At 74.9% G+C, this 18,095-nt stretch carries 16 protein-coding genes; 13 read left to right on the forward strand and 3 right to left on the reverse strand.

The genetic code is table 11. The features are described from left to right. Positions 1-75 precede the first annotated feature (75 nt). From ZF1_RS24990 to ZF1_RS25005, 4 genes are all read left to right on the forward strand, one after another. The gene (locus ZF1_RS24990; RefSeq protein WP_482638467.1) at positions 76-4,422 is read left to right on the forward strand and encodes a nitrate- and nitrite sensing domain-containing protein; all 4,347 of its coding nucleotides are present in this window, start codon (positions 76-78) and stop codon (positions 4,420-4,422) included. Beyond that, a complete protein-coding gene (locus ZF1_RS24995; protein WP_020623626.1) occupies positions 4,419-4,847 on the forward strand; it encodes a roadblock/LC7 domain-containing protein in 429 nt (142 codons plus the stop codon). The genes ZF1_RS24990 and ZF1_RS24995 overlap by 4 nt, the downstream gene beginning before the upstream one ends. 77 nt (positions 4,848-4,924) lie before the next feature. Further along, on the forward strand, positions 4,925-5,629 hold the full coding sequence (locus ZF1_RS25000) for a DUF742 domain-containing protein (protein ID WP_482638468.1): 705 nt from the start codon (positions 4,925-4,927) through the stop codon (positions 5,627-5,629). Then, positions 5,610-6,227 carry a GTP-binding protein gene (locus ZF1_RS25005; RefSeq protein ID WP_062398279.1) on the forward strand — a complete coding sequence of 206 codons (618 nt, stop codon included), beginning with the start codon at positions 5,610-5,612 and terminating at the stop codon, positions 6,225-6,227. Before ZF1_RS25000 ends, ZF1_RS25005 begins: the two co-directional genes overlap by 20 nt. A gap of 79 nt (positions 6,228-6,306) precedes the next feature. Here ZF1_RS25005 and ZF1_RS25010 read toward each other — a convergent pair whose 3' ends face one another. After that, positions 6,307-8,628, reverse strand: coding sequence for a helicase-associated domain-containing protein (locus ZF1_RS25010; protein ID WP_482638469.1), 2,322 nt, complete (start codon positions 8,626-8,628; stop codon positions 6,307-6,309). A 123-nt stretch (positions 8,629-8,751) separates the two neighbouring features. Here ZF1_RS25010 and ZF1_RS25015 point away from each other — a divergent pair, with 123 nt between their 5' ends. Continuing rightward, positions 8,752-8,934, forward strand: coding sequence for a hypothetical protein (locus ZF1_RS25015; RefSeq protein ID WP_062398283.1), 183 nt, complete (start codon positions 8,752-8,754; stop codon positions 8,932-8,934). Between the two features lie 2 nt (positions 8,935-8,936). Next, positions 8,937-9,539 (forward strand): nucleotidyltransferase family protein, encoded by a 603-nt coding sequence (locus tag ZF1_RS25020; RefSeq protein WP_073576670.1) that lies wholly within the window; start codon positions 8,937-8,939, stop codon positions 9,537-9,539. Positions 9,540-9,612: 73 nt separating this feature from the next. Here the strand turns inward: ZF1_RS25020 and ZF1_RS25025 are convergent, their stop codons facing one another. Further along, a complete protein-coding gene (locus ZF1_RS25025) occupies positions 9,613-10,218 on the reverse strand; it encodes a LysM peptidoglycan-binding domain-containing protein (protein WP_224401300.1) in 606 nt (201 codons plus the stop codon). A 456-nt stretch (positions 10,219-10,674) separates the two neighbouring features. Between ZF1_RS25025 and moaC the strand changes: the two genes are divergently transcribed. From moaC to ZF1_RS25040, 3 genes are read left to right on the forward strand one after another with little or no spacing between them, the layout of a single operon-like run. Further along, positions 10,675-11,184 (forward strand): cyclic pyranopterin monophosphate synthase MoaC, encoded by a 510-nt coding sequence (gene moaC / locus ZF1_RS25030; protein WP_073576672.1) that lies wholly within the window; start codon positions 10,675-10,677, stop codon positions 11,182-11,184. Beyond that, complete coding sequence (locus ZF1_RS25035; RefSeq protein WP_073576673.1) at positions 11,181-11,663, forward strand: MogA/MoaB family molybdenum cofactor biosynthesis protein; 483 nt, start codon at positions 11,181-11,183, stop codon at positions 11,661-11,663. Before moaC ends, ZF1_RS25035 begins: the two co-directional genes overlap by 4 nt. Continuing rightward, a complete protein-coding gene (locus tag ZF1_RS25040) occupies positions 11,660-12,109 on the forward strand; it encodes a molybdenum cofactor biosynthesis protein MoaE (protein ID WP_100878857.1) in 450 nt (149 codons plus the stop codon). The genes ZF1_RS25035 and ZF1_RS25040 overlap by 4 nt, the downstream gene beginning before the upstream one ends. Positions 12,110-12,267: 158 nt before the next feature. Here the strand turns inward: ZF1_RS25040 and ZF1_RS25045 are convergent, their stop codons facing one another. Next, complete coding sequence (locus tag ZF1_RS25045) at positions 12,268-12,798, reverse strand: transglycosylase family protein (RefSeq protein WP_482638470.1); 531 nt, start codon at positions 12,796-12,798, stop codon at positions 12,268-12,270. 578 nt (positions 12,799-13,376) lie between these two features. On the opposite strand from ZF1_RS25045, the gene ZF1_RS25050 reads away from it, so the two are divergent. The 4 genes from ZF1_RS25050 to ZF1_RS25065 all read left to right on the forward strand — a co-directional run bounded on the left by ZF1_RS25050 (position 13,377) and on the right by ZF1_RS25065 (position 18,087). Then, a complete protein-coding gene (locus ZF1_RS25050) occupies positions 13,377-14,270 on the forward strand; it encodes an AAA family ATPase (RefSeq protein ID WP_073576676.1) in 894 nt (297 codons plus the stop codon). 10 nt (positions 14,271-14,280) lie between these two features. Continuing rightward, positions 14,281-15,462: a vWA domain-containing protein gene (locus ZF1_RS25055; RefSeq protein WP_083658813.1), complete on the forward strand. Its 1,182-nt coding sequence runs from the start codon at positions 14,281-14,283 to the stop codon at positions 15,460-15,462. Continuing rightward, on the forward strand, positions 15,455-16,570 hold the full coding sequence (locus ZF1_RS25060) for an XdhC family protein (protein WP_482638471.1): 1,116 nt from the start codon (positions 15,455-15,457) through the stop codon (positions 16,568-16,570). The genes ZF1_RS25055 and ZF1_RS25060 overlap by 8 nt, the downstream gene beginning before the upstream one ends. 257 nt (positions 16,571-16,827) lie before the next feature. Next, positions 16,828-18,087, forward strand: a complete 1,260-nt coding sequence (locus ZF1_RS25065; RefSeq protein WP_482638472.1) for an iron-containing alcohol dehydrogenase — start codon at positions 16,828-16,830, stop codon at positions 18,085-18,087. The last annotated feature ends 8 nt before the right edge of the window (positions 18,088-18,095 follow it).

Raw genomic sequence — 18,095 nt, forward strand, 5'->3', positions numbered from 1 at the left:
CCAGCTGATGCTCCCCGACCTCGTGCCCGCCGCGCCGCCCGTCCCCGGACCGGAGACCGACAGGGAGATCTCGCCGTGACCACCGTGACCAGCACGGAACACCCGAGCACGTGGTCGGAGCGACTCGACCCGCGGAACTGGAGCCTGGTCGCCAAGCTGGCGGTCGTCGGTCTGGTGCCCACGGTCCTCGCCCTGTCCATCGGCGCCGTCCGCGTCGTCGACCAGGCCAACGTGGCCGAGGAGCTCGGCCGCGGCAGCGGCCTGGTCGACGTGCACCGCCAGATCGAGACGCTGACCGGCGCACTGCAGACCGAGCGCGACGCCGCGGTCCGCTTCGTGGCGGGCAACCGGCTCGGTGACCGGGCCGCCGTCGACCGGGCGCAGGCCACGACCGACCAGGCGCTGCAGGCCACCACGGCGGGGCTCGACACCGCCGAGCAGCAGGCCCCCGACCTGGCCACGGCCCGCCGGCAGGCGGACACCACGCTGGGCCAGCTGCCGGTCATCCGGTCGCAGGTCGCCGAGGGGCCGACCGCGGCCGCCGACCTCACCGGCCGCTACACCGGGGTCGTCCAGCGCACGCTGGGGCTGGACCGGGCGCTGGTGGGGCGGCTGCAGACCGCCGACACCGCCGGCCTGACCACGGCGATCGCCGCCGGGTCGAGCGCCCGCGAGGCCCTGCAGCTGGAGCGCACCGTGATCGGTGGCGCGCTCGCCGCGGGGACGCTCGAGGAGCAGCAGCGCGCACAGGCCACCGGGGCCGAGGCCTCGTTCCAGGCCGCGGCCGGTGACTTCCAGTCGTCGCTGACGCCGGAGCAGGCCGAGTCCTTCGGGAACTTCGGTGCGGGCCAGGCGAACGGAGAGCGCAACGCGCTGCGTGACCAGGCACTCTCGGTCCCGCCGGGGGTCGCACCGCCGGTCGACCCGAACGCGTGGAACGCCGCCGTCGACCGGTCCGTCGCCGCGGTGGACCAGTCCACCGCCGCCGCCGAGCAGGCGTTCGTCGACGGCCGGGCCGCGGCCGCCGAGCAGGCGGGCAACACCGCGGGCCTCAACTCCGTGCTGCTGATGCTCACGATCCTGCTGACCGCGGGCATCATCCTGCTGCTGGGCCGTCAGATGGTCCGTTCGCTGCGTCTGCTGCGCAGCTCGGCGCTCGAGGTCGCGGAGCAGAAGCTGCCCGCGGCGGTGCAGAGCATGCGGTCCGGGCAGGCACCGAACGCGCTCGTCGAGCCGGTCCCGCTGGACAGCCGCGACGAGATCGGCCAGGTGGCGCGGGCCTTCGACGCCGTGCACGGCCAGGCGATCCGCCTGGCCGCCGACCAGGCCGCGCTGCAGCAGAACGTCAACTCGATGTTCGTCAACCTCTCCCGCCGTTCGCAGGCGCTCGTCGAGCGCCAGCTGCAGCTGATCGAGCAGCTGGAGAGCAACGAGCAGGACCCGGACCAGCTGTCGAACCTGTTCCAGCTGGACCACCTCGCGACCCGTATGCGCCGCAACAGCGAGAACCTGCTGGTCCTCGCGGGCACCGACCTGGCGAAGCGGAACGTGGCGCCGGTGCAGGTCGTCGACGTCCTGCGGGCCGCGGTGTCGGAGGTCGAGCAGTACCAGCGGGTCGTCGTGCAGACCCCGCCGAACGCGACGATCGCCGGTCGCGCCGCGAACGACCTCGTCCACCTGCTCGCCGAGCTGCTGGACAACGCGACGAACTTCTCGCCGCCGGACTCGCAGGTCGTCATGTCGACGACCCGCACCGCCGACGAGTCGCTGCTGGTCGAGATCTCCGACCGCGGTGTCGGCATGACCGACTCCGAGCTGGTCGACGCCAACCAGCGGCTGTCCGGCCCGGCCGAGGTCGACGTGTCGGCCTCCCGGCGGATGGGCCTGTTCGTGGTCGGCCGGCTGGCCGCACGGCACCGCGTCGGCGTCCGGCTCGCCTCGGCCGCCGTCGGCGGCGGCTCGGGTGGGCTGAGCGCCTCGGTGACCGTCCCGCCGCAGCTGGTGCCCTCCGCTCAGCTGCCCGAGCAGCGCCGCGACGGCGACCCGGGAGGCTGGGGCGGCGTGCCGCCCCAGGGTGGCGAGCAGCAGGCCCCGCAGCTGCCCGCCCCGGCGCTGACCGGCGGCGGAGCGCCCGACGGACCCCGGCCGGACTCCCCGGTCGCGGTGAACGGGAACGGTCGCGGTGGGTCGCTGCCGTCGATGGTCGCGGGCTCCGACGGCCCGATGACCCCGACCTTCGAGACCGGCACGCCCTCGTCCACGACGACGCGCAACGGCTCGGGCTCGAGCCTGCCGACACGCCGTCCGGGGTCGTCGCTGACGAAGAACGCGGCCCCCGGCGACGCCGGCGGGCAGACCGCCGACGGGTCGGCCCCGACCCTGAACGGGTCCGCCCCGCAGGGTCTGTCGGCCTTCGCGCCGTCGCAGGACGGCGCACGCGACGGGCGGACCCCGGCCGACGTCTTCACCCCGGCCGACGAGGCCGGCTCCGGTCCCGCCGACGGCGACGCCCCGCGCGACGCCGAGGCGTTCCGGAGCACCGGCCCGGCCCCGTCCGGCGACGGTGACGGTCCGTCCGGCGACGCGGGCACCGGCGCCGGGTCCGTCACCGACACCGAGGACACCGAGGCCGCGGTCCCCGGCGACGGCACCGACCACACCGAAACCGACGGCGATGCGGACCGCTCCGGTGGCACCGCGGCACCGTCGGCCGCCGCCGCGCTCGGGCTGGCGGGTGCCGCTGCGGCGGCCGCCGCGGCCCGGGCCCGCGCCGACCGCGACATGGACGACACCGTCGTCCTGGACCGGGCGATCGGTGACGGTCCCGAGGACCACGGGCGGACCCCGGCCGACGACGAGGACGCCGGGGAGACCGACGCCGTCACCGACGCCGGTCCGGACGGGACCGACCCGGACACCGACGGCTCCGTGGACTCCCGCGCCACCGACGGGGACACCGACCGGGACACCGACCGGGACACCGAGGGCACCGCACCGGAGGAGACACCGCTCGCGACCCGGACGAACGGCATCGCGCCGTTCCCTCCGGCCCCCGGGGACCGCACCGACGCCCGCACGACCGACGGTCACGCCCACGACGGGACCGGGGCCGCGGACGCGGCCGGCACCGATGTGAGGACCCCGTCCGACGACACCGATGTCGACGACACCGCCGACACCACCGGGGCCGACACCACCGGCGCCGGCCACACCGGGCCCGACCCCGCCGAGGACGACACCACCGGCACGGCCGCGTCCGCGGACGCCCCCGGGACCGGCGCCGACGGCGACCGTCCCGCGGACACCGCGTCCGTGGACGGCGCAGCCGCGGACAACGGCTCCGGGGAAACCGGATCCGGGGACGGCGGCTCCGCCGGTACCGAACCCGAGACCGCGGCACTCCCGACGATCCGCCCGTCCGGCCGTACACCGATGGGCGGGCCGCTCCCGGCCCGCACCAACGGGTCCCGTCCCTCCCCGTCGCGACGCCCGGTCATGCCGGCCCGCGGCGCCGGACCGGCGCTGCCCACCCGTGGGCCCGGCCGCCAGGGCCCGCCCCCGGCACCGGCCCGCGGACCGCAGCAGCCCGCGCCCCAGCAGGCGCAGCCGGTCCAGCAGGCGCAGCACCCGGAGGCTCCGCAGGAGCGTCCGGTGCAGCAGGCGCCGGGCAGGCAGGCGCCCGCACCGCTGCCGAAGCGGGAGGGTGGCCGGGCCGCGGGCCCGGCGGGCCTGGCCGCGAACGCCGCCGGTTCCTCGCAGGACGCGCTGTTCGCACCGAAGGTGCCCGTCGAGGGCGACCGGGGTCAGCTCCGGCGCCCCGGGGCGGTCGAGTCGGCCCGGGCCCAGACCGGGTTCGACATGGGTCAGACCACCCCGATCTTCGACGACATCGCCTCGGCCTGGTTCCGCTCGAACCGCTCGGTGCCGGTCCGCTGGCAGGAGGGCGCCGGCCCGAACGACGGCGCCCCGGCGCCCCCGTCGGGCTTCGCCTCCCCCGCCGACGACGTCTGGCGGCAGGCCCGCGAGGCCACCGACGGCGACGAGTCGGAGACCGCCGGTGACGACCTGACGACCGCCGGACTGCCCAAGCGACGCCCGCGGGCGCGACTGCTCCCGGGCAGTGCGGCAAGATCGACCGTGCTCAGCCCCGCTCCGGCGGAGCCGAGGGACGCCGAGAGCGTCCGTGGCCGTCTCGCCAGCTACCAGCAGGGCGTGCGTCAGGGCCGGGAGAGCGCCTCCGGTGTCCGCCGCAACGCACTGGCCGGCACGACGGACACGGTCGACGGCGACTCCGAGCAGCACGACCCGCAGGACCAGCACGACCGGCAGGGCACCCGTGCCCCGCAGGACACCACCGCGACCGGCACCCCCGAGCCCGCCGCGGACCGACCGAACTCGTCCGACCCCGAGGAGAACCAGTGAGGGCACCGCAGGCACAGCCGAGCCAGAGCCGTTTCGGCTGGCTGGTCACCAACTTCGCGGAGCGCGTCCCGGGTGTCGCGCACGCCATCGTGGTGTCGACCGACGGGCTGCTGCTGACCGCGTCCGACCGGCTGCCGCGCGACCGGGCCGACCAGCTCGCCGCCGTCGCATCCGGTCTGGTCAGCCTGACCCAGGGCGCCGCGCGCTGCTTCGACGCCGGTGGCGTCGTGCAGACCGTCGTCGAGATGGACCGCGGGATCGTGCTGCTGATGTCGATCAGCGACGGCTCCTGCCTGGCCGTGCTCGCCTCGCCGAGCTGCGACATCGGCCTCGTCGGCTACGAGATGACGCTGCTGGTCGACCGGGTCGGCCAGCTGCTCACCCCGGAGCTGCGCGCGGAGCTGCAGGGTTCGTTCGGGCCCTGAGGCCGCGACTCCGGACCCCCAGGACGCGTTACCGTCATGCACCCCATCCCAGGATCGACCAGAGCGGGTGAGATCCGATGACCCAGGACCCGGGCGGACACGGCCCCGAGCCGACGTTCGCCGACGTCATGAACGGGTTCAGCCTGGACTCCAAGCGCAAGCCGAAGAAGCGCCGATGGGGGCGCAACCGTCCGGAGGACGACGTCGAGCCGGAGGTCGCCGCCCCCGGGCGCCCGGTCCCGCCGCCGAACCCGGCCGAGGTGACCGGCCCCATCGGCGGATCGGCGGCCTACGGGCTGCCGCCCACCCCGGCCGAGCTGGAGGCCCAGCGGACCGGTGACCGGCCGGACCGGCCGTCGCCGTCGCCGTCACAGAACATGGGGCCCGGCCCCGCGCACGACCCAGTGGCAGCGCCGCCGCCGGTGCCCCCGTCCGCGGGTGGCGCCGCCTTCGTCCGGCCCTACGCCTGGACGCGGGGACGGACCAAGTCGGGCTACGAGCTGGCCGTCGAGACCCTGGTCTCGGTCAGCAACCGGGCCCGCAGCCAGCTGGAACGGCTGCCGATGGAGCACCGCTCCGTCGCCGACCTGCTGCTCGAGCAGACCCGCTCGGTGGCCGAGGTCGCGGCGCTGCTGTCGCTCCCCCTGGGCGTGGCCCGGGTGCTGCTCGGGGACATGGCCTCGAACGGCACGGTGACCGTTCACCAGACCGCGAGCACCCCCGGCAACGCGCCGGACCTCGCGCTGATGGAAAGGGTGTTGAGTGGACTCCGTCGGCTCTAGGCCACAGCCGCCCCAGCCCGCGGCCGGGATGGCCCGTGCCGCGACGATGTCGGCCAAGATCGTGGTGGCCGGTGGGTTCGGCGTCGGGAAGACCACCTTCGTCGGATCGGTCTCGGAGATCATGCCGCTGACCACCGAGGCGGTGATGACCGAGGCGAGCGCGTCGCACGACGACCTCTCCGCCACCCCCAACAAGCGGTCCACGACCGTCGCGATGGACTTCGGTCGCGTCTCCCTGGACGCCGACCTGGTGCTCTACCTGTTCGGGACGCCGGGCCAGCAGCGGTTCTGGTTCATGTGGGACGACCTGGTCCGCGGCGCGATCGGCGCCGTCGTCCTCGTCGACACCCGGCGCCTGGCCGACTCCTTCGCCGCGATCGACTTCTTCGAGGACCGTGGCCTGCCCTACGTCGTCGGGGTCAACGCCTTCGACGGGCAGCTGCAGCACACCCTCGACGACGTGCGCGAGGCGATGTCGATCGACCCGGCCGTCCCGATGGTCGTGTGCGACGCCCGGCACCGGCAGTCGACCAAGGAGACCCTGATCGCGCTGGTGCAGCACGCGATGCACCAGCGGATGGCCGCCGGCGCGCGCTGACCCGTACCCGACCCGACCCGGACACCGCGGCGGCGCAGGCACATCGTGTGCCGGCGCCGCTGCGGTACCGCGTCCGGGGCTAGTCGCGTCCGGCCGGTTGCTCCGATCCGGCGTCCACCGGCGCGATCGAGGTGATGCGGTGCAGCTGGATGCGGCGCAGCTCGCCGTCGAGCGCGTCACGGCCCTCGACGTACCCGCCGCCCACCGAGACCGGCGCGAGCACCCGGTCCCCGGCGACGCCGTGCGCGTCGACGTAGCCGATCCACACGGTCCGGCCCTCGCGCACCGCCTCCTGCAGCGAGGCCAGGTTCCCGGTCGCGCCGGTGAGTTCACGCCGCCCGGCGACGCTGTCGCGTACCCCGGCCAGGCGGTCCCCCGCCCGCAGCCGCTCGACGAGTTCCTCGGCCCGGTTCGTCGGGGACCGGTCGACGACCCGGCCGGCGTCCCGGGTGCCGCGACGCAGCCGCGGCTCGGTGCGCCGCCCCTTCGGCCCGAGGTCGACGACGGCGCCGACCGCGTCCTCCGCGGCCGGGCTGAAGCCGGCCGCCCGCAGCCCGTCGAGCACCTCGGCCAGCGGCAGCGAGCTGACCACGACGGTCGGGGCGATCCGGCGCAGCCCCAGCTCCTCGGCCGCGGAGTGCGCGAGCACCTCGGACAGGAGCACCTCGTCGTCGGAGCGCAGGAAGCAGCTGACCGCGCCGCCGCGCAGCCTGCCGTGCCGGCGGGCGACGTCGTCCACGAGGTAGGTCAGGGTCTGTGGGACCGGGGTGCGGGAACGGGCCTCGAGGATCGCGCGGACGTCGTCGGCGGTGCGGCCGGTGTCCAGCGCCCGGCGCAGGCTGCGCTCGGTGAAGCGGTACACCGTGGCGCCGCCCGCGGACTCGACCTCCGCCAGGATCGCGAGCTCGTGCGCGAGGTCCGCCGACAGCCGCCCGGGTGCGACGGCGGTCAGGTCGGCCTGGAGCAGGATCTCCTCCACCGGGGCGGGCAGCGCCGCGTGCAGCGCCGCGGCCAGCTCGGTGGGGTGCCGGGTGGGGTGCGCCGGGTCCGGGCGCAGGGCCGGGTCGAGCAGCACCCGCCCGGCCGTGGTGAGCGCGTCGAGGGCGACCACACCGATCGCGGTGGCCTCGGCGACGGTCCAGCCGACCGTCTCGTCGCGCAGCCGTCCGCCGCGGCGCGGGGCGTGCCAGGCCAGCAGCCGCGCCAGGTCCTCCGGCGACCCCACCGAGGTGCCGGGCGCGAGGTCGGCGAGCGCGTCCAGGACCCGGCGGCGGTCCCGCGCGGCCGGCGGACGACGCGGCCCGTCGGACAGCGCGGTGATCGGCTTGCCGGTCTCGTCGCGGCGCCCCACGAGCCCGGGCAGCCGCGGCAGCTCCAGCCAGGCCTGGGCCAGCACCGCCCAGCGGGACTCCTCGGGACCGGTCCCCCACACGTCCCACGTGGTGGTCGGCAGCCACTCCGGTGTCACCGACTCGGTCGCCCCGACCAGGTCCGCGGCGTGCAGGATCTCCAGGACCAGCGCGGCGGTCGGCTCGTCGGTGTCGGCCGCCTTCGCCGCACGCTTAAGCTCGCGGACGCCGAACCCGCCCGAGCGCAGCACCGGCACGGACTCCCGCGCCAGCCACTCCAGGAGCAGGTCGGTGCGGCGCAGGAACTCCAGCGCGGCCCCCGCGCCGGTGCCGTCGACCAGCGGGGTCTCCCGCACGCGCAGCGGGACGTCCGGCCGGGACAGGTCCAGCGACCCCATCGGACGGTCGCCGCGCAGGGCGAGCGCGACCTGGCGGGGCAGCTCGACGGTGTCGGCGTCGCGGCGCACGAGCAGTCCCTTGTCGACGAGGGAGCCGACCGGCCCGGTCGGCCCGGTCGCGTTGCGGGAGCGGCCGACCGGCGGGCCCTGGGCGAGCACGTCGAGGACCTTGCGCTCGTCGTCGCCCACCCCGGCGAGCAGCGTGTCGAGCTCGGGGCCCGCTGCCGCGCCGGTGGCGGGGGCGCCGAGCCCGGCGGGCCACGGCCCGACGACGTCGGCGGCCGCGGGGACCAGCGACACAGCCTCGTCCGGGCCCCAGGCCAGCGCGCGGTCGCGCAGCGCGGCGAGTCCCTCGGCGACGGTGGCCGCGTCGACGTCGGCGCCGAGCCAGCCGCGCAGTCCCGCGCCGGGCGTCGTCGCGTCGGCCGGGGTCCGCCACGCCGTCGCCAGCACCAGCGCGTCCAGGACGGTCAGCGCGACGGTGCCCAGGTCCTCACAGGCGCGCTGCACCGAGGCCCGGATCGAGGCGCGGGTCGCGAGCACGGTGAGGTCGCCGGGGGGCGGGACGGCGAGGTCCGGACGCGCGCGCAGCAGCGCGGCGAGGAACCCGTCGTCCTGCCCGCGCAACCACTCGACCAGGGACGTCTGCATCATCGCCAGGGTAGTCGGACGATCGCGGGCGCACCGGAGCGGACAGCCGCGCCCGCGTCCGCGATACTGGGCACAGGAGACTGCCGCGGTCCCGCCCGGGACCGGACGACGACGCTGGAGGACGCGATGGCCGCCAAGCCCGCGAAGCAGGACCGGATCCACCCGGAGTGGCCGCACTCCGACGACGGCGACCACCCGGTCACCGAGCTCCTGGGCAGCGTCCAGGGAAACATGTCGCCGTTCGGAGACATCGAGTTCCCGGTCGCCAGCGTGCCCTACGAGCACCCGGTCACCGAGATCAACCGCTGACCGTGGTCGCCGGCCTGTTGCTCGCGGGCGGCGCCGGGCGCCGCATGGGCACCCCGAAGGCGCTGGTCCGACTGCACGGTGAGCCGCTCGCGGTGCGGGCGGTGAAGGCGCTGCAGGCGGGTGGGTGCGGCCCGGTCACCGTCGTGCTCGGCGCCCGCGCCGACGACGTCACCGACGTGCTGCGCGGCGCCGGACTCGGCACCGACGGCAGTGACGTCGGTGTCGTGGTCGCCGAGGACTGGGACGAGGGCATGGGCGCGTCGCTGCGGCGCGGGCTCGGGTCGCTGACCCACCTGCCCGGCACCGGCGCGGCGCTGGTGCACCTGGTCGACCTGCCGGGCATCGGACCGGAGGCGATCCGCCGGGTCGTCGACGGCGCCGGGCCGTCGTCGCTGCGGCGCGCCGCGTTCGACGGCGTCCCCGGGCACCCGGTCCTGCTCGGCCGGGACCACTGGTCCGGGGTCGTCGCGCTGTCCTCCGGGGACTCCGGCGCCCGTGACTACCTGGCCGGCCGCTCCGACGTGGAGCTGGTCGAGTGCGGCGACGTCGCCGTTCCGGACGACGTCGACACCCCGGGGCAGCTGCGCCGCCTCGCCGGTACCTGACACCACCGCACCGGTCCCGACACACGCGTGCCCCGGTCCCTCGCCGAGGGACCGGGGCGTCGTCGTGCCGGGATCAGGTGTTGATGACCTGGCCGGGGGTGATCAGGTGCCCGGCGCCGAGGCCCGGGTTCTTGGACAGCAGGTCCTTCCAGTTCGCGATGCCGTGCGCGGCCGCGATCTGCCCGAGGGTGTCGCCGGACTTCACCGTGTAGGTGCCGCCGGACGACGCCGCGGGGGCGCTGGCCTTCACACGCTCCGGGGCCCGGGTGCCGGAGTCGGTCTCCAGGGTCCGCGGTGTGGCGGACCCGGACGCGCCGGTCTTGGACGAGCACGACGGCCAGGCGTTCCAGCCCTGGGCGGCCAGGACCTTCTCGGCGACGGCGATCTGCTGGGCCCGGGTGGCCTGGTGCGCCGACGTGGCGTACTCGCCGCCGCCGTAGGCCTTCCAGGTGCTCGGGCTGAACTGCAGGCCGCCGTAGTAGCCGTTGCCGGTGTTCGCGGCCCAGTTCCCGGTGCTCTCGCAGTGCGCGAGCGAGTCCCAGGTGGAGTCGGTGGCGGCGTTCGCGGTGCCCACGACGGCCAGCATCGGGGCGCCGAGGACTGCACCGGCGACGGCGGTCCGGACGATCGTGCGGCCGGCGGTGCTCGGTTTACGGTGTTTCCCACGGTAACGAGGCATGGCAGGTCTCCCGCGTGACGCGACCCGAACCGCACCCGGGGAGTGGGTGCCCGGTCCGGCGGCCGGGGGAGCGGCCACCGATCCGTCTGACGATCGGCCCTGTCCCACACCGATACCTCGGGGGCCGGTGGACCGCCGGACAGGGAGCGTTGCGGCACCGGAGCCCGGCCGCATGGGGGAGTCGGCCGAGCCGGGACCGAAGGTAGGTCACGTCAGGACGACGCGAAAGTCGACGGCGACACGGCGTGGCGTCGGACGTACCGGACACATGATGTTCGGGCCTTGCGTTTGCCCAGGTGACGAGACCCGATCACGAACGGGAAACGTTCGTGCAAACAGTACGATCGGTTCCACAAACGTGATACAGATCACAGCGACTGGGCCATCCGGGGGGCCCGGCCCGTGCACACGGAGTGGCAGGGGCCGCCCTACCGGCGCCCCCGTACTGTCGGGGTCGTGACCACCGAGCACAACCGGCCCGGCCCCGCGCTCAGCCACGTCGACGACGCCGGGGCGGCCCGGATGGTCGACGTCTCCGACAAGCCGCCCGGCCGCCGCGCCGCCGTCGCGACCGGGACCGTGCACACCACGGCCGAGGTCGTGCACCTGCTGGAGACCGACGGCCTCCCCAAGGGCGACGCGCTCGCCACCGCCCGCATCGCCGGGATCATGGGCGCCAAGCGCACCCCGGACCTCGTCCCGCTCTGCCACCCGATCGCGATCAGCGGGGTGACGCTGGACCTGACCCCGGCCACCGACGGCGACGCCGGCCGGGTCGCCATCCGCGCCGAGGTCCGCACCACCGACCGCACCGGGGTGGAGATGGAGGCGCTGACCGCGGTCGCCGTCGCCGGGCTCACCCTGCACGACATGATCAAGGCCGTGGACCCGGCCGCCGTGCTCGACGCCGTGCGCGTCGAGCGCAAGGAGGGCGGCAAGACCGGGCTGTGGGAGCGCGGGGCATGACCGCCGCGCGCACCGCCCGGGTCGTCACCGCGTCCAACCGGGCCGCGGCGGGCGTCTACACCGACCGCGGCGGGCCGCCGATCGTCGCCTGGCTGCGCGAGCGCGGCTACGACACCCCGGACCCGGTCGTCGTGCCGGACGGCGAGCCGGTCGGGCAGGCGCTGCGGACGGCCGTCGCCGACGGGGTCGCGGTCGTCGTCACCACCGGGGGCACCGGCATCTCCCCCACCGACGCCACCCCCGAGGTCACCCGGGCGGTGCTCGACCACGAGATCCCGGGCCTGGCGGACGCGATCCGCCGCGCCGGGGAGGAGAAGGTGCCCACCGCAGTGCTCTCCCGCGGCCTGGCCGGGGTCGCGGGCCGCACCCTGATCGTCAACCTGCCCGGTTCCCCGGGCGGGGTGAAGGACGGCCTCGGCGTGCTCGCCGGGGTCCTCGACCACGCGGTCGACCAGCTGCACGGAGGAGACCACCGATGACCGATCCCGCGACCACGCGGACCGCGACGGTCCTGCGTGCGGCCGTCGGCGAGGAGCCGCTCGACGTCGACGAGCACGCCCGCCTGGTCGAGCACGCCGCGGCCGGCGCGGTCGTCACCTTCGCCGGCGTCGTGCGCGACCACGACGACGGGAAGTCGGTGCACGGGCTGGAGTACAGCGCGCACCCGACGGCCGCCCGGATCGTCACCGAGGTCGCCGAGCAGGTGGCCGCTCGCTCCCCCGGCGTCCGGGCGCTCGCGGTCAGCCACCGGGTCGGCCCGCTCGACATCGGCGAGGTCGCCCTCGCCTGCGCCGTCGCCGCCGAGCACCGCCGTGAGGCGTTCACCGCCTGCGCCGAGCTCGTCGACGAGGTGAAGCGGCTGCTGCCGGTCTGGAAGCACCAGCGGTTCGCCGACGGCTCCGACGAGTGGGTCAACTCGACCTGAGCCCGGCCGCGCACCCCCGGAACGACGGAACGGCCCGGGTCCGCCTCCCCGCGAGGGGGGAGGAGGACCCGGGCCGTCGTCCGCCGGGGCGGGTGCTGGGGACACCGCGCACCCCGTGTCGTCCGTCCCGGATGGCGGTCCGGGGACGGTCGGCGGGATCAGCCGAGGTTCAGGACCTGGCCGACGCTGATCACGTTCACGTTGCCGATGCCGTTCGCGGCGGCCAGCGCGGCGACGGAGGTGCCGTTCGCGGCGGCGATCTTCCCGAGGGTGTCGCCCGACTTCACCGTGTAACCGCCGGCGGCCGGGGCGGCCGCCTTCTTCTTCGGCGCCGAGGCGGCCGGGGCCGACGCCTTCACACGCTTGCCGGTGTCGGCCGAGTGACCGGTGATGCCCAGCTTCTTCGAGCAGGACGGCCAGGCGCCCCAGCCCTGAGCGGCCAGCACCTTCTCGGCGACGGCGATCTGCTCGGCGCGGCTCGCGTTGTACGCCGAGCCCTGGCCGCCGTAGGCGGACCAGGTGGACGGCGAGAACTGCAGCCCACCGTGGTACCCGTTACCCGTGTTGATCGACCAGTTCCCGCCGCTCTCGCACTCGGCGAGCTGGTCCCAGACGCTGTCCGGGGCGGCGTTGGCGGTACCGGCGATCGCAGCCGTCGCGCCGACCGCGACGACACCCGCCGCAGCCATGCGCAGGAGACTTCGGCCCTTGGGTCCCTTGGTCATTGTTCCGCTCCCACCGCGCCGTCCCGAGGACACGCACACTCCGCGCAGGAGGTCCCCAGGGCACAGGTGTGCCCACCGTGTCGTCGCGGGTGCGTCGATCGGGACCGGGGAGCGACGTCCATGACGCCCGCGGAGGTGGTCTCTCTCGTCCCCGTCCCGTTCCGTTTCCTCGACGGACCGGACAGCCGCGGGACGGGGGTGGTTCGGCGCGGCGGGTCCGGATGTGTGACTCGTTCAGGCGGCCGCTCCGGTGGACCGGCCGACGAGAAAGGTGAATGCGCGGGAAGAATTCGTCAATGAAGGGACCCGTGAGCGGAATCACTGTGACAACGATGTAATTATCAGATTCTCCCTAAACGCACTGGTCAACGACGTCACATCACGGACCTATCACGTGGTCGTGAACATTTCTGATCCGGAAGCAACTCGAACCTTCCGGGGGCCTCGTTCGTCGTCACGGGGAGGTCCCGGACCCGCCCGCGCGGGGAGGAGGGACCCTCCTGCTGTGGCCGCGTTCACCGCTCGTCCTGCATGCTGGTTCGGTGAACGAACCTGCACCCGGCCCCGGGAGCCCGGCCGAGCTCGCCGACGCGCTGCGCGCGACCGGCTACCTCGCCGACGACGGTCTCGCGACGGCGGCCTTCCTCGCCCTGCGCATGAACCGTCCGCTCTTCTGCGAGGGCGAGCCGGGGACCGGCAAGACCGCGCTGGCCCAGGCACTGGCCGCCACGCTGGACGCACCGCTCATCCGCCTGCAGTGTCACGACGGAATCGACGCCGGTCAGGCCCTGTACGACTGGGACTTCCCCCGCCAGCTGCTGCACCTGCGCACCCTGGAGGCCGCGAGCGGGCGCGACGGGTTCGATCCGGACACCGTCGAGGCCGGCCTCTACGACGAGCGCTTCCTGCTGTCCCGCCCGATCCTGCAGGCGCTGCGCACCAGCCCGTCGGTGCTGCTCATCGACGAGATCGACCGCGCCGACGACGAGTTCGAGGCCTTCCTGCTGGAGGTCCTCACCGAGCACGCGGTGACCATCCCCGAGCTCGGGGAGGTGCGCGCCACGACGCCGCCGGTCGTCGTCCTCACCTCGAACCGGACGCGCGAGGTGCACGACGCGCTCAAGCGGCGCTGCCTCTATCTCTGGCTGGAGCACCCGAACATCGAGCGCGAGATCGAGATCCTGCACAGCAGGCTGCCCGAGGTGCCCGAGCGCCTCGCCGCGTCGGTCGCGCGGGCCGTGCAGAAGCTGCGCCACGCCGACCTGATCAAGCCGCCGGGTGTCGCGGAGACCCTGGACTGGGCCCGGGCGTTGCAGCTGATCGGTGCCCGGCACCTGGATCCGGAGTCGGCGGCGCGCACCCTCGGCGCCGTCCTCAAGTACCGGGAGGACGCCGACCGGGTCCACAAGCAGCTCGACACCCTGCTGGCGTCCTGACCCGGCCGCGATGACCGTCCCCCCGAGCCCGTCCCCGGCGGCCCCGCCACGGCCGCCCGCGGCGGAGCCCACCGGCACCACCGACGAGCTGTTGACCGGATTCGTCGGGTTCACCGAGGTCCTGCGCGCGGCGGGGGTCCCGGTCACCCAGGACCGGGTGACCGCCTACCTGCAGGCGCTCGACACCCTGGAGGTCACCGACCGGGACCAGGCGTACTGGGCCGGCCGGCTGACGCTGTGCGCCGACCCCGACGACATCGTCCGGTACGACCTGGCGTTCCCGTCCTGGTTCGAGCCGACCAGCAACCGCCCGTCGAGCAACCGCGACGACCGCCCGCCCGCACCACCGAAGCTGGCCGCGCTGCTGCCCGGCAGCGAGGGCGGGGAGGACGACTCCGACGACACCGACGGCCCGCAGATCAAGGCCGCCGCGACCGGCGCGGAGATCCTGCGCAACCGCGACCTCGGGGAGCTCTCCCCCGCCGAGCGCGAGCACCTGCGCCGGCTGATGACCCTGCTGAAGCCGGAGCCGCCGACCCGGGCGTCGCGGCGCCGCAGGCGCAACCGGCACGGCGAGGCCGACCCGCAGCGCACGTTGCGCGCGGCGCTGCGCAACCAGGGCGAGATCTTCCGGCTGGCCCGGCGCGACACCTCGCGCCGGCCGCGCAAGGTCGTGCTGCTGATCGACGTCTCGGGGTCGATGGAGCCCTACGCGGACGCGCTGATGCGCTTCGCCCACGTCGTCGTCCGTCGCTCGCCGCGCTCGGTCGAGGCGTTCACCCTGGGCACCCGGCTCACCCGCATCACCCGTGAGCTGCGGCTGCGCGACCCCGAGCACGCGCTGCGCGCCGCGGGCAGGGCGATCCCGGACTGGTCGGGCGGCACCCGGCTGGGCGAGGTGCTGCAGGCCTTCGTCGACCGCTGGGGACGCCGCGGTGCGGCCCGGCGGGCGGTCGTGGTCGTCTTCTCCGACGGCTGGGAGCGCGGCGGCACCGAGCTGCTCGGCACCCAGGCCGAGCAGCTGTCCCGGTTGGCCCACCGGCTGGTCTGGGTCAACCCGCACGCGGGCAAGGACGGCTACGCCCCGGTCCAGGGGGGAATAGTCGCGGCCCTTCCGCACTTGGACGACCTGCTGGCCGGGCACAGCCTGGACACGCTGGAGAAACTGCTTGAGGTGGTGCGCAATGCGTGACGTGATCGACCAGCTCGAAGGCTGGTGGAAGAACGGTGAGCCGGCCGCGCTCGCGACGGTGGTCGGGACCTTCCGGTCCGCACCGCGCCAGCCGGGGGCATCGATGCTCGTCGGCCCGGCGGGCGAGGCCGTCGGCTCGGTCTCGGGCGGCTGCGTCGAGGGCGCGGTCTACGAGCTCGGGCAGCAGGTGCTGTCCGAGGAACGGCCGGTGCTGCAGCGCTACGGCGTCTCCGACGACGACGCGTTCGCCGTCGGCCTGACCTGCGGCGGCATCCTCGACATCTTCGTGGAGAAGGTGACCCCGGAGACCTACGCACAGCTCGGCCGGATCGCCGAGGCGATCCGCGACGAGGACCCGGTCGCGGTGGCCACGGTCGTCGCGGGCCCCTCGGAGCTGCTCGGCAGGCGCCTGATCGTCTGGCCGGACCGGACCGAGGGCGGCACCGGTTCGGACCGGATCGACGACGCCGTGCGCGACGACGTCCGCGGTCTGCTCGACTCCGGCCGCAACGCGACGCTGACCTACGGCGTCCACGGCGAGCGACGCGGGGAGGGCCTGCAGATCTTCGTCGAGTCGTTCGCGCCGCCGCCCCGCATGATCGTGTTCGGGGCGATCGACTTCGCCGCCGCGGTGGCCCGGATGGGCACCTTCCTCGGCTTCCGGGTGACCGTCTGCGACGCCCGTCCGGTGTTCGCGACCGCGAGCCGCTTCCCGGGGGCCAACGAGGTCGTGGTCGAGTGGCCCCACCGGTACCTGCAGGCCGAGGCCGACGCGGGCCGGATCGACCAGCGCACCGCGCTGTGCGTGCTCACCCACGACCCGAAGTTCGACGTGCCGCTGCTGGAGGTCGCGCTGCGGCTGCCCGAGATCGGCTACATCGGGGCGATGGGCTCGCGGCGCACCCACGACGACCGGCTCGAGCGTCTGCGCGAGCGGGGCGTGACCGAGGCCGAGATCGCGAAGATGTCGTCGCCGATCGGGCTGGACCTGGGGGCCCGTACCCCGGAGGAGACCGCGGTGTCGATCGCCGCGGAGATGATCGCCCAGCACTGGGGCGGCGAGGGCGTCCGGTTGGCCGAACGCGAGGGGCCCATCCACGCGTCCTGACCTCCTCCGCTTTCGGCCAGGCCGGAGCCGGTCGACGACCCGGCTCCGACCTGCGGATCGGCGTGCCGTCCGCCGATCGAGGGGGTCGAGGGGGTCGAGGGACAGGGTGTCCCTGTACCGTGGGCCACACGCTCGTGACAGATCCGCTCGCCGTCGTCGAGTGGTGAGTCGACAACGCGCAGCAGCAGGAGGAGGGCAACGTGGTCCTCACCGGTTCGGCCGGTCCCGTCGCCCCTGACCACGGGCATCGCGGAACCGTGCGACGGGAGACCGTTCTCGTGCTCGACGGGGAGACCGGCACGTCCGGCGCCGACGAGGGTTACGCCGTCCGCGCGGCGCACCGCCCGCGGGAGCGGCCGCGGCTGTCCAAGTTCCACGCCCCGGAGATCGTCTTCGGGCCGGACTCGCTGCCGGAGACCGCGCACGCCGCACTGCGGCTCGGTGCGCGCCGCCCGTTCGTCGTCACCGACCCGGGGGTGACCGAGGCCGGGTGGCCCGCCGAGCTGCTGCGCCACCTGCGCGCCGCGGGCCTGCGTCCGCAGCTGTGGAACGAGATCACCCCGAACCCGAAGGACCACGAGATCCAGGCCGGGTTCGAGCGCTACGAGAGCTCCGGCTGCGACGTGGTGATCGGCGTCGGCGGCGGCTCGGTGATCGACGCCGCGAAGGGCGTCGCCCTGCTCGCGGCCAACGGCGGCACGATCCTCGACTACGAGGGCATCGACCGCATCGCCAACCCGATCCCGCCGCTGGTGATGGTGCCGTCGACCTCGGGCACCGGCGCCGACGTCTCCCAGTTCTGCATCATCACCGACACGGCCCGCCTCACCAAGATCACCATCATGGGCCGGGCCCTGGTCCCGGACGTCTCGGTGATCGACCCGCGGCTGCTCGTCACCATGCCGGACTGGCTCAACGCCGCGACCGGCCTGGACGCGCTCACCCACGGCATCGAGGCGTTCGTGTCGCTGGCCCACGGCCCGCTGACCGACACCCACGCGCTGCACGCGGTCGCACTCGTCCACGCCAACCTGCCGACCACGATGATCCGCCGCCACGACGACGGCCCCCGCACCGCGATGGCGCAGGCCGCGCTCGAGGCGGGCCTGGCGTTCACGAACGCGATCCTCGGCGCCACCCACGCCATGAGCCACCAGGTCGGCGGCATGCTCGACCTGCCGCACGGCCTGATCAACGGGGTGCTGCTGCCGCACGTGATCCGGTTCAACGGTTCGGCCTCCGACGCCGACGCGGCGCGCTTCGTCCCGATCGCCCAGGCCATGGGGCTGCCCGCCCGGCCGGGGATGCCCGGCGACGAGGCCGTGGACATGGTCGCGACCGAGGTCCGCAAGCTGGCCGACGAGGTCGGCGTCCCGACCGGGCTCGCCGCGATCGGGGTGCGCGAGGCCGACGTCCCGCGGCTGTCCCGGCTCACCCTCGGCGACGCCTGCCTGACCACCAACCCGCGCACGGCGAGCGTGGAGCAGATCGAGAACCTGTTCCGGGAAGCGCTGTGACGCCCGCA

The organism is Pseudonocardia sp. ZF1, assembly GCF_056835605.1.

Coding starts and splice junctions, on each gene's coding strand:
- ZF1_RS25000 (WP_482638468.1), top strand. CDS start 4,925: ATGACCCAGGACCCGGGCGGACACGGCCCCGAGCCGACGTTCGCCGAC.
- ZF1_RS25015 (WP_062398283.1), top strand. CDS start 8,752: ATGGCCGCCAAGCCCGCGAAGCAGGACCGGATCCACCCGGAGTGGCCG.
- ZF1_RS25045 (WP_482638470.1), bottom strand. CDS start 12,798: ATGGCTGCGGCGGGTGTCGTCGCGGTCGGCGCGACGGCTGCGATCGCC.
- ZF1_RS25040 (WP_100878857.1), top strand. CDS start 11,660: ATGACCGATCCCGCGACCACGCGGACCGCGACGGTCCTGCGTGCGGCC.
- ZF1_RS25060 (WP_482638471.1), top strand. CDS start 15,455: ATGCGTGACGTGATCGACCAGCTCGAAGGCTGGTGGAAGAACGGTGAG.
- ZF1_RS25010 (WP_482638469.1), bottom strand. CDS start 8,628: ATGATGCAGACGTCCCTGGTCGAGTGGTTGCGCGGGCAGGACGACGGG.
- ZF1_RS25035 (WP_073576673.1), top strand. CDS start 11,181: ATGACCGCCGCGCGCACCGCCCGGGTCGTCACCGCGTCCAACCGGGCC.
- ZF1_RS25025 (WP_224401300.1), bottom strand. CDS start 10,218: ATGCCTCGTTACCGTGGGAAACACCGTAAACCGAGCACCGCCGGCCGC.
- ZF1_RS25055 (WP_083658813.1), top strand. CDS start 14,281: ATGACCGTCCCCCCGAGCCCGTCCCCGGCGGCCCCGCCACGGCCGCCC.